The sequence below is a fragment of the Methanospirillum sp. genome (assembly GCF_035560735.1).
Taxonomy (GTDB): domain Archaea; phylum Halobacteriota; class Methanomicrobia; order Methanomicrobiales; family Methanospirillaceae; genus Methanospirillum.
Genome location: NZ_DATMYY010000042.1, coordinates 1 through 11,184 on the forward strand (window position 1 = coordinate 1; position 11,184 = coordinate 11,184).

The 11,184-nt window shown below is 46.8% G+C and carries 9 protein-coding genes; 5 read left to right on the forward strand and 4 right to left on the reverse strand.

Features of this window, described 5'->3' with window-relative positions:
- Positions 1 to 49 precede the first annotated feature (49 nt).
- The 3 genes from VN429_RS01050 to VN429_RS01060 are packed head-to-tail and all read right to left on the reverse strand — an operon-like array spanning position 50 to position 4,655.
- Entirely contained in the window at positions 50 to 754 is a 705-nt protein-coding gene (locus VN429_RS01050; protein WP_325628850.1) for a ScpA family protein, read from the reverse strand.
- Complete coding sequence (smc, locus tag VN429_RS01055) at positions 747 to 4,187, reverse strand: chromosome segregation protein SMC (protein WP_325628852.1); 3,441 nt, start codon at positions 4,185 to 4,187, stop codon at positions 747 to 749. Before smc ends, VN429_RS01050 begins: the two co-directional genes overlap by 8 nt.
- Before the next feature lie 21 nt (positions 4,188 to 4,208).
- On the reverse strand, positions 4,209 to 4,655 hold the full coding sequence (locus tag VN429_RS01060) for a DUF7518 family protein (protein WP_325628854.1): 447 nt from the start codon (positions 4,653 to 4,655) through the stop codon (positions 4,209 to 4,211).
- Between the two features lie 231 nt (positions 4,656 to 4,886).
- Here VN429_RS01060 and VN429_RS01065 point away from each other — a divergent pair, with 231 nt between their 5' ends.
- From VN429_RS01065 to cofE, 4 genes are read left to right on the forward strand one after another with little or no spacing between them, the layout of a single operon-like run.
- Positions 4,887 to 6,131 carry a serine hydroxymethyltransferase gene (locus VN429_RS01065; RefSeq protein WP_325628856.1) on the forward strand — a complete coding sequence of 415 codons (1,245 nt, stop codon included), beginning with the start codon at positions 4,887 to 4,889 and terminating at the stop codon, positions 6,129 to 6,131.
- Complete coding sequence (gene folD / locus VN429_RS01070) at positions 6,128 to 6,967, forward strand: bifunctional methylenetetrahydrofolate dehydrogenase/methenyltetrahydrofolate cyclohydrolase FolD (protein WP_325628858.1); 840 nt, start codon at positions 6,128 to 6,130, stop codon at positions 6,965 to 6,967. The genes VN429_RS01065 and folD overlap by 4 nt, the downstream gene beginning before the upstream one ends.
- Positions 6,968 to 7,002: 35 nt before the next feature.
- Positions 7,003 to 7,761 (forward strand): dihydropteroate synthase, encoded by a 759-nt coding sequence (folP, locus tag VN429_RS01075; protein WP_325628860.1) that lies wholly within the window; start codon positions 7,003 to 7,005, stop codon positions 7,759 to 7,761.
- On the forward strand, positions 7,758 to 8,540 hold the full coding sequence (cofE, locus tag VN429_RS01080) for a coenzyme F420-0:L-glutamate ligase (protein WP_325628864.1): 783 nt from the start codon (positions 7,758 to 7,760) through the stop codon (positions 8,538 to 8,540). The genes folP and cofE overlap by 4 nt, the downstream gene beginning before the upstream one ends.
- 32 nt (positions 8,541 to 8,572) lie before the next feature.
- Here cofE and VN429_RS01085 read toward each other — a convergent pair whose 3' ends face one another.
- Positions 8,573 to 8,773, reverse strand: a complete 201-nt coding sequence (locus VN429_RS01085; protein WP_325628866.1) for a hypothetical protein — start codon at positions 8,771 to 8,773, stop codon at positions 8,573 to 8,575.
- Positions 8,774 to 9,272: 499 nt separating this feature from the next.
- On the opposite strand from VN429_RS01085, the gene VN429_RS01090 reads away from it, so the two are divergent.
- Positions 9,273 to 11,075 (forward strand): S8 family serine peptidase, encoded by a 1,803-nt coding sequence (locus tag VN429_RS01090; protein ID WP_325628868.1) that lies wholly within the window; start codon positions 9,273 to 9,275, stop codon positions 11,073 to 11,075.
- The last annotated feature ends 109 nt before the right edge of the window (positions 11,076 to 11,184 follow it).

The following is an 11,184-nucleotide window of genomic DNA, read 5'->3' on the forward strand; positions in this document are numbered from 1 at the left end:
CAAACGATGAGCGCAGGTTAGCACCTGACACATCACAATCCACGACAGATCAGGCCGCAGGATCGCCCGCATGTTTCTCGATATACAACTCGCCAAACATCTGCTCCTGGCGCAGACCCACCTTACCGTCATGCATCAAAAACAGAAGCGGAATGTACACCTGCGAAACAGGCCACCCAAGTCTGGCTGCAACATCCCGGAGAGTGACCGTATCCTGACGTTCAATGCAACCGAAACATTCCAAAAGAACATCATCTGTACTTTCATGGTACCCTTCTTCATGAGCAATGGAGACGATATCCTCTGCATACCATCCGTCATCACGAACCCATGAATCACGCTGGCGCCGACGATCCTCCTTCTCAGCATTTCGAAGCAGCGCAATAAGATCATACAGAGTGATCGGCTGTTTACGCATACTCTTCCGGTCAAGCCGCCTGACAATCTCATGCTCCAGTAAAAGAATCGGGTTTCCCGAAACTCTTGATGGCCCATAGTCACCATCTCCCTCATCGATCTCGCCATCATCTTCAGGAACTGGATCTTCTTCCTCCACAGAGAGATAATCAGATTTGATCCGAAGGAGAGTTGCCGCATAGAAGAGAGTGCGACCAGAAACACGAAGATCAAGAGTCCGCTGGTTTTCCATCTCGGCAAAAAACCGGTCCGTAACCTCGATAATGTTTACATTCCACGGATCGATCTCTCCCCGTTCAGCCATCTGAACAAGAATTTCAACAGGATCTTCAATCATGCATTGAAACTCCGGTCACCAAGGTCGATTTATCCGGCCGTATTGTCACACCAATAATTCTATCCGCTGAATCTATCATCGGCTTTCGCAGTGATATATTGATAAACTGAGAATTTTCGGATAATTCTTTAATGAGATCCGCTATCCGTTCTACATTAGCCCCATCAAGATTCATATCAACCTCATCAAAGGCGTAGAATGGAGCAGGAATGTGCTTCTGGATCGAGAAGATAAACGCAAGTGTTGTGAGAGATTTCTCTCCACCAGAAAGTGCAGCAAGATGATGGACTTTCTTATCACGTGGCTGAACTGCAAACGAAAGTCCTCCCACGAAGGGATCTTCTTCATTCTCCAGTTTCAGCTCACCGCTCCCAACCGTAAGCCTGGCAAATATTTCCCTGAAGTTTCGGGCTATCTCTGAGAATGCCTGATTAAAGGCCTCTAATTTTTTCTGTGAAAAGAGTTCAATCCTGGCTGAAATTTCTTCGAGCTCCTTTCCAAGTACTTCAAGTCGCTCTCTCCGCTCAGTGGCAATGGCATTAACCTGCTCATACTCCTCAATCGCCCGCATATTCACATCGCCGATTCTGTCAAGTTCAAGAGCGACGGTGCCCATCTCTTCCTCGATAACCTCAAGAGCCATATCAGTCGTGACCCCGGCTGCCTCTTCAGTCAGGGAAGCGATCTCTTCAGATAACTCCTTACCCTTTTGCTCAAGACTCTCAATCTTTACAGCAATGCGTTCACGCTTTCCGGTAAGTTCCCTGATCTTGCTTTCAAAATCATCCACCTGGCTGACAAGGGCATTTCGTTTTACCTGGAGATCCTCAATATCGCGTGAAAACCTAGAGAGAGTCGTTTCAGTCTCTTTTATCTCCAGCTCTTTTCCGGTAATAGAAGCATGACACTCGACCATTCCTGCATCATACCGTTGACTCTGCTCCCTGATCTGATCCATCTGCTGCTTCTGCTCTGCAATGGTCCGTTCAATATATCCACGCTCTCGCTGGGCTTCTGCAATATCATTTTCTTTATTGCGCAGACGCCGTTCAACCTCCTCAACCTGACGGGACGCCTGATCCATCTGATCAAATAGAGCTGGAACACCAGTTCCTTCAAGACGGGAAGTAATGTCATCAATTTCCCCCTGCATTGAAGAAATTTCCTGACTGATACCACGAATCTTCCCCTCAAGTACAGCAAGATCCTCAGGCCCTCCGGGTGCTGCTGCGATGGCTGCTGCAATCTGATCCTCAAGACTTTTGATCTCCTCTTCCATTGATGTCCGGGATCTGATTGCGACTTCAACTCCGGCACGGGATCTGGCGACGAGACCTTCCAGATCCATCCTCCTCTTCTGAACTTCATCTCGTTCAGCAGATGCTGTGGTAAGAGCATCGTCGAGAGCGGCCTCATCATCACTCATCTTTGCAAGATCAGCATACAAACGGCGGAGTTCATCTTCAAAAGAACTCCCAAACCCTCCGGCCTCTTTACGGATGCTGCCACCAGTCATACTCCCGCTTTTTTCAAGCAGAGAACCATCCAGGGTAACCATTCTGAATGAGCCAATCCGTTTCCTGGCATGATCAAGAGAATCGACCACAACAGTTCCGGCAAAAACAACGCTGAAAGCAGGGTCAAACCTGGGATCATAATCGAGGAGATCTGTTGCAAAACCGATGATTTCAGATCCATGAGGGGGTTCAGGAAGGGGTTTTCCCTTGAGTTTGTTGAGCGGAAGAAAAGTCACCCTGCCCAGATTATTATCTTTAAGAAACTGGATAGCATCAGATGCGATCTGATCGTTTTCAACTACCACAAAATGGAGCCTTGCACCTGCTGCAGTATTCAGAGCAGTTGCATACTCAGGTTTACACCGGGCAAGACTGGCTATGGTTCCATACACCCCGTCCATAGCAAGGACGGCTTCTATTGCTTTTCCGTACCGTCCCTGTGCCTGTTGCTGAGCTTCCTTGCGGTTTATCTCGATCTTCAGATCCCGGATCTCCTTTCTCAGCCGCTCCTGCTCATCGCGTTTTGAGTAGAGATTTGTATCAAGGAGTCCAACCCGCCGATCGTACTCATGCTTTTCAGTCTCCAGCGCCTCGAGGTTCTTTGATGCTTCCTCTTCAGTCACCTTTCCTGAAGCAAGATCACGCTGAAGAAGAGCAACCCTGGACCGAAGGCGATCTTCCTCAGCACTTCGCATCCGGGAACGCTCGATCATAATATCCTGTTCACGAAGAAGGTCACTGCGCTGATCCTTCTTTGTGATCATATTTTTCCTGAGAACCTGGAGTGCCTGTTCATCCTGCTCGTGTTCAGCAGTCTGCTTCTGTATCTCTTTTTCAATGCGACCGAACTCACTTTTTGCCGACGCCAGAGTCATGGCAAGGTTGGTCCGATCTATCGTAAGGTCGCGAATCTCGTTATTCTTCAGAGTGAGACGTTCATCCTGTCTTTTCGTCTCACCATAGATCGAGCCAAGCCGCTTGTCGTTCTCATCTTTCTCTCTCTGTTGACGCTCGATATCACGTTTAAATCCCTCAATTGCAGCCTTCGCTTCTGCAATGCGGGAGATGAGAGTCATGTATTCACTGCCGGTCTTCGCACTGATCTCATGATCTACGCCGGCTATCTCATTCTTTACAAAATCCCGTTCATGGGTCGTCCAGGAGATATCAGCATCAGTCTGGGTGAGTGCTTTCTCTTCCTCCTTGGTGCTGTCCTGGAGTGTTTCAAGTTCTTTCTGTTTTGCTGCAAGCCTGGCAGCTGAGCGGCAACTTGTCAGGTACTTGAGGCGATCATGGAGTGAACGATATTTTAGTGCCTGGACACGCTGCTTTTCCAGGTGGGACAGTCGTAAGGTTAGTTCTTCCAGGTGGGCATTTTGTTCCTGGATATTAGTTCTGACCCGGTCGAGTTCCACAAACGCAAGGGCTTTTTTCTGGTCAAACTCCGCCACCCCTGCTATCTCATCAATGATCTTTCTTCGTTCCAGATCACTCATCTCAATGATCCGGTTGATATCTCCCTGCATAACGACGTTATACCCATGAGGGACAATTCCCCGCTGGGCAAGAAATTCAAGAAGATCTCCCTGCCTGCAGGGACGGCCATTCAGGTACAGATAATTATAGTAGGTACTGTCAGTCCGTTTTATCCGCCTCTTAATGACAGTCCCGTCAGAAAAGGTCAGTTCAACTTCTGCAGTATTTTTCCCTGAATTCAGGTTGATCAGATCAGTCAGCCGCTCCGCACGGAGAGAACGAGAAGATGAGAGGGCAAGGACAAAAAGGATACTATCAATAATATTGCTTTTACCCGAACCATTAGGTCCGGATATAACGGTAAAGCCGGGGAATAAAGGGATTTTGGTCTTTCTGCCGAACGACTTAAAATTATCAGTCTCTAAATGAGTGATATGCAAGCCCGGGCACCAGGTTGACGATTATTTCTTCTCTGTCGGATCTACATCTTCAGCAATGATGAGATCGCTTCGGTTCCGATCTCCTCCATCCTTTCCCTTGAGACGGGCGTCACGAGCCGAAGCTATAATGATATCTTCACCAGTATCGCGGACAGGTGCTAAAGTCCCGTCCGGCTGCATCTTCAGGGTGACCTTTTCACGGGGAGGCTGTGATGGAGCGGCGGATGCCACAGAATCGGCACTATCTTCTTCAGACCTGGGTGCTTTATTTCGGGAAGGGGCTGGTGGTGTTACTACCTGAATGACCGGTGCAGGACGCTGATCCTTCTTGATCTTCATAACAACCGCCTTCATATCGAGCATCTCATCGGTCAGACCTTTTAATAGTGCCTCTAATTCTGACACCCGTCGTTCTAACCGTTCAGTTCTGTCTTCCGGGGAAGAGTTCGCATACCCATCATCACTCATATCTTCCTACCTCCATCGTTCTTTTGACCAAATCCCAGATTATGTACCAATATTCGCATAATACATATATATTAGCATGCACCACAAGCGAAATTTTGAACGCATATTACCGTGTCTTACATCTTTCAGGACTCCAGATTCAGAAGAAGAACAAACGGGATGAGACAATGAACGAGATGCAGGTCTACACCTCGAAACCATATTACCCTCTTAGAGAGTATTTGTATGCACATGGCCTATCTGGAAAAGATCGATCCAGAAATTGCAGAGATCATCGAAAAAGAAAAATCCCGTCAGATTAACGGACTTGAACTCATAGCTTCAGAGAACCTGGTCAGTCAGGCTGTTCTTGAAGCCATGGGATCGATCCTGACCAATAAATATGCAGAGGGATATCCCGGAAAACGATATTACGGTGGTTGTGAATTTCATGACATGGCAGAGAATCTCGCACGGGATCGCGTCTGTTCCCTCTTTGGAGCAGAACACGCTAACGTGCAGCCCCACTCTGGTTCCCAGGCCAATATGGCAGTGTACTTTAGTGCAATTAAACCCGGGGACAAAATTCTTTCAATGAACCTCTCTCAGGGTGGCCATCTCTCACATGGATCTCCAGTGAATTTTTCAGGTATTATCTATGAAGCCCATCAGTATGGTGTTGACTTAAACACCGAGAGGATGGACTACGGTGTCATCGCCGAGATGGCAAAAAAGATCAAGCCTAAAATGATCGTTTGTGGAGCCAGTGCCTACCCACGGGAGATTGATTTCAAGGCATTTGCCGAGATCGCTAATGATGTTGATGCATACTGTGTTGCAGACATCGCACACATTGCCGGACTCTGTGCAGCAGGCATTCACCCAAGCCCGGTAGGAAAGACAACATTCACCACCTCTACCACTCATAAAACTCTTCGCGGTCCACGTGGGGGATTTGTGCTCTGTGACAAGGAATGGGCACAGCCTCTTGATAAGGCAGTGTTCCCAGGAATGCAGGGCGGTCCTCTCATGCACATTATTGCAGCAAAGGCTGTCTGTTTCAAAGAGGCATCTACCAAAGAGTTCAAGAAATATGCTGAACAGGTAGTGAAGAACTCCCAGATACTCGGAGAAACCCTGAAAGGACACGGAGTGAGACTGGTATCAGGAGGCACTGACAATCACCTCTGTCTTCTCGACCTCACCAACTTTGGCCTCACCGGGCTCGAAGCTGAGAAGGCACTCGGCTGTGCAGGCATAACTGTCAATAAAAATACCATTCCAAATGAGACCAAAAGTCCGTTTGTCACCAGCGGTCTACGGATAGGAACTCCGGCAGTTACAAGCAGGGGAATGAAGGAAGAGGATATGAGACAGATCGGAGACTGGATTGCTGCAGTGATCAAGGATATTAAGAATGAAGCACTCCAGGCAAAGATCGAACAAGAAGTAAAGGAAATGGCCAGCAAATTCCCACTATATCCGGATCTTGTATGATACTTGACGGAAAAGGACTCGCTGATCGCAGGCTTGAACTCCTGAAAGAAGATATCCGGAAAAGGGGAATCATCCCCACCCTGGCAACCGTTCTCGTGGGAGATGATTCGGCATCAGCCATGTATGTTCGGATGAAGCATCGGGCATGTGACCAGATCGGAATAAAGTCAGTAAATGTTCAACTCCCAGGTGTTGTAACAACCAGCGATGTCCTGGACCGTTTAAAGGAACTCAACGAAGATCCAGATATTGATGGTATTCTTGTCCAGCTTCCACTGCCATCCCAAATCGACACACATCAGGTAATCAACTCAGTATCACCTGAAAAAGACGTTGACGGATATCATCCCATAAATATGGGAAAACTTGTCGGTGGGCTGCCAGGTCCGAGATCATGTACACCCAAGGGAATCATGACCATCCTGAAAGAATATGGGATACAAACGTCAGGTGCCCATGCAGTCGTCATCGGAAGGAGTGTTGATGTCGGAAGACCGATGGCCCTGCTTCTCGTGCTTGCCGATGCAACAGTAACCATATGTCATAGTAAAACCAGGGATCTCGCCTCAATAACTAAACAGGCAGATATTATCATCAGTGCGGCAGGAAAAGCCGACATGGTAACTGCTGACATGGTTAAACCCGGTGCAACTGTGATTGATGTCGGGACAAACCATGTAAATGGTAAACTGCGAGGGGATGTGGACTTTGAGGCAGTTAGTTCAATTGCTGGTGCGATTACACCGGTTCCCGGAGGAGTTGGACCGATGACGATCGCTTCATTGATGGAAAATACCCTGGAAGCTGCCCTCTCACGATGCAAACCTGCACAATAAACAAGATTAGGGTCGGCAGGGGCAGACCTGTGCTCATGGGCATTATTAATATAAGCCCTGAATCTTTTTTTTCCGGTTCATATGTCCCTGATGAGCAGATAAGGATAAAAGCCGAAATAATGGTTGAGCAGGGAGCAGACATTATTGATATTGGCGGGCGCAGCACTGCCCCGGGAAGCAGAATTATTTCAGTGGCTGAAGAGAAAGATCGGCTCATTTCGGCACTGAAAACACTAGATGGATCGGGAATATCTATTAGTATTGATACCATGCATCCTGAAGTTCTGCAAGCAGCCCTCAACCATGACGTTCATGTTGTAAACGATATTTCAGGACTTGCCAATCAGGAAATTGCTAAGATAATGGGAGAACACAAGATCCCGGGAATTCTTATGGCAACAAATCATACCCCCGGTGACTGCCGGAACTTTCAGGAAACAGTACTTGCCCTGGAGGCTGTAACCAACCGTGCAAAAGAAGCAGGAATCGGGGAATATGTTCTGGATCCCGGAGTCGGAAGATGGATACCAGAGAGAAACCCGGATGCTGATTTTGAGCTCTGCAGACGGTTTCACGAATTATCAGTGTTTGATAGACCCCTTCTGGCAGCGGTTTCACGAAAATCATTTCTGGGTTCAGTGACGGGAAGAGGACCCGAAAACCGCCTGGCTGCAACCCTGGCAGTAACAACCGGACTCGTCCATTCAGGAGCCGCAATGATCAGAACTCACGATATACCAGAGACTAAAGATCTGATAGAAGTATTGTCAGCACTTGGAGAGGAATACAATTGACACCGTCCTGTAGTCTGTTTGGTATCAAAACCGGGCTCATTCATCAGGGAGAAGAGATCCTGCCTTTACTGTTATCAGGAATAAAAAAGCAGGAAATCACTCTGACTGATGGCGATATTCTGGTGATAGCCGAATCTGCGCTTGCAACCTCAGAGGGTAGACTCGTGAGTCTTGCAGGGGTGACTCCCTCAAAAGAGGCGGATGAGCTTGCCATACAGTACGAACTGGATCCGAGGCTTGCTGAGATCGTGATCAGCGAATCTGATGAAATAGTAGGAGGTATCCCCGGATTTCTTCTCTGTACCTCAAAAGGAAACCTTTTGCCCAACGCTGGTGTAGATGGATCAAATGCACCAGATGGTATGGTCTCCCTTCTTCCCGCAGATCCCAATATGAGTGCGAAAAAAATCAGGGAGGAAATTTTCCAGATGACAGGTGCCTCGGTGGCTGTTCTGGTTATTGACTCAAGAACACACCCCATGCGGTATGGATGCAGTGGAGTTGCAATAGGGTGCTCAGGGATTCCATCAGTTCTTGATGAACGGGGGAAAAAAGATCTCTTCGGCAGGGAACTCAAGGTCACAAGGAGAGCTATTGCTGACAGTATTGCATCTGCTGCCGAACTATTAATGGGAGAAGCAGATGAAGGGATACCGGCGGTATTGGTAAGAGGCCTCGATATCCCGGTCGGTAATTATGAAGGTGTTGAGCAGATAGCAGCTGATGAATGCCTTTTCATGGGGATCATTTCAAAAAATGCCCAAAAAAGGTGTCAGTAAACACCAGCGGAATATGGAAAAAAGTTTAACCCTTACGTGAAACTCTTGCGCACTTCATGAAGAAGAATGCCAAGAGCAATCAGAATTGCAAGCACAGGCCAAAATGGGAATCTGATATTCCACCATCCACTGTCATTACCAAGCCACACAATACCCCAGGCCAGAATCAGTAATGCCAATAGAATGGCGCCAATGCTATATGATTTAGATTTACACCAATTAATGTCGTCCATTTTTATTCTCAACCTTTTTTTAGATTAGTAAGAACCTCTGGAATATCATATACAGGGAGATACCCCGCTGGTATTGGAAGCGATTAGAGACCAAATGGAGCTTCCCATTTATGCTTACACGCATTGCAGCTGCATTTTGCGATCATGCTGCCGCTTTCAGTAGTGACGAGATCGTCAAATTCAGTGTCTTTTGAATTGCATTTCGGGCAGAGTATTTCACCCATAGATGGATAGCTCCCTAAACCCGGAACCCGGATCTGTTATATTGATGTAGTCCTACCGGTATTTCAATTTCAGCAATCATAATACAATGTGTAGAGATATCGACATCCTGGATGTAAAATCAGATAATAACCAGGTTAGTGGCATATTTGAGTATCCTAGTCAAAATTCACAGACAGATGCTCATATTATTCATACAAAAATGTCCAGATATGAGAAACTTCTAGGTACTATAAAGTTAATAGAGGATTAGGAATAGAATTCGCGGGATGAGGGTATGAATTACAGATTTTTTACAATGCTATGCTGGACGTTGGTTATACTCACAATTTTGAGTCCAGGCGCTCTGGCAGGTAAAGCAAACTTAGAAACATCGGGAGTTCTTGAGAACAATTCATCTCTTAAGAATCTGTCCGATAGTCAGGAACATATCAATGCTTCAGTGTCTGCTGAAACAGCACTCATAGGAAAGAACTCAGTACAGGTTAAATCTTCATCACCTCTTCAGGTTTCTGCAGAATATGTACCTGAACGTGTGATCGTACGATACAAAACCGACACAATAAGAACCATGTCGGCATTGCCTTCAGTGATGTCAATAGCAAATGCTGAAGTCGGTGCATCGGTGATGACTGATTACTCTGAGGCAGGTCTTCCTGGAATGCAGGTCGTTCAGGTTAAAGGCGTTCCTGTAAACAAGGCTATTCAGGAGTACGCCGCCAACCCAAATGTTCTCTATGCAGAACCTGATTATCTGGTCTCACTGCCGCCGGAGCAAGCAGACAAAGTGTCAGCAAAGGTAGAAAGTGTTGAGATGGCATCTATGCGGACACCAAATGATCCAAGTTTCTCACTTCAATGGGGTCTGAAGAATTCTGGTCAGGCACCATTCTATGGAAAATCTGGCGCTGATATTAAAGCATCAGATGCATGGGGAACTACAACAGGTTCATCTTCTGTGATAATCGCAGTGGTTGATACCGGGGTTGACTATACCCACTCTGACCTTGCTGCAAACATCTGGACAAATTCGGGTGAAATTCCTAACAACGGAATTGATGACGACGGAAATGGATACATCGATGATGTCAGGGGATGGAATTTTGTCTCAAACAACAACAACCCGATGGATGACCACGGACATGGAACACACTGTGCAGGGACCATCGCAGCAGTAGGTAACAATAACATCGGCATCACTGGGGTCTGCTGGAATGCGAAAATAATGCCACTGAAATTCCTTGACTCATCAGGAAACGGACGTGTATCTGACGCAATCTCTGCCATCCTGTATGCAAACAAAATGGGAGCCCAGGTAATCTCAAATTCATGGGGAGGAACCCAGTATACTCAGGCACTCAAGGATGCAATAGATGCATCATCTGCTGTCGTTGTCTGTGCAGCAGGAAACAGCGGCCAGAACTCAGACACAAATCCACAGTACCCGGCAGCGATGAGTAGCAGTAACATCATTTCAGTAGCAGCAACAGACAGCAAAGACAATCTAGCAAGTTTTTCAAACTATGGCCCGTCTTCAGTTGATCTTGCAGCACCAGGAGTGACGATATACAGCACATACAAAAATAACCAGTACCAGTATCTTTCAGGAACATCCATGGCAACACCTTTTGTATCAGGAGTTGCCGGGTTGCTCAAGGCTGCTAATCCCTCAATGTCAAAGAACCAGATAAGGGATCGGATCTTAAGCACGGTAGATAAACTCAGTTCACTCTCTGGTAAAGTTGCAACAGGAGGTAGATTAAATGCAGCTTCTGCGGTAGGATCGGTTTCCCCATCACCAACGGTCACGCCCTCACCTACCCAACAGCCAGGTGTTCTGACTGCTTCATTCATGGCATCACCAGTGAGTGGGAGAATCCCATTAAGAATACAGTTCATTGATACTTCAGTTGGACAACCCACTACATGGGCATGGAACTTTGGTGACGGTGGTTATTCGTATCAGAAGAATCCGGTCTACACATTTACACAGAAAGGAGTGTATTCTGTGCGGCTCACAATAAGCAGATCAGGAAAGATGAGCACCGCATATAAGAGCAGGTACATCACTGCATACTAACAATGATGTGAAAATGCTCTGCATTTTCATACATCTGTCTGAAAACAACCATCAATTCTTTTTTTGAGAGCAAGAAATTCCCAATTTCATCAACGGCGATAATATATTT

Excerpts from the sequence above, each read along its gene's own strand:
- VN429_RS01050 (WP_325628850.1), bottom strand. The coding sequence starts at position 754 with ATGATTGAAGATCCTGTTGAAATTCTTGTTCAGATGGCTGAACGGGGA.
- VN429_RS01060 (WP_325628854.1), bottom strand. The coding sequence starts at position 4,655 with ATGAGTGATGATGGGTATGCGAACTCTTCCCCGGAAGACAGAACTGAA.
- VN429_RS01065 (WP_325628856.1), top strand. The coding sequence starts at position 4,887 with ATGGCCTATCTGGAAAAGATCGATCCAGAAATTGCAGAGATCATCGAA.
- folD (WP_325628858.1), top strand. The coding sequence starts at position 6,128 with ATGATACTTGACGGAAAAGGACTCGCTGATCGCAGGCTTGAACTCCTG.
- folP (WP_325628860.1), top strand. The coding sequence starts at position 7,003 with ATGGGCATTATTAATATAAGCCCTGAATCTTTTTTTTCCGGTTCATAT.
- VN429_RS01085 (WP_325628866.1), bottom strand. The coding sequence starts at position 8,773 with ATGGACGACATTAATTGGTGTAAATCTAAATCATATAGCATTGGCGCC.
- VN429_RS01090 (WP_325628868.1), top strand. The coding sequence starts at position 9,273 with ATGAATTACAGATTTTTTACAATGCTATGCTGGACGTTGGTTATACTC.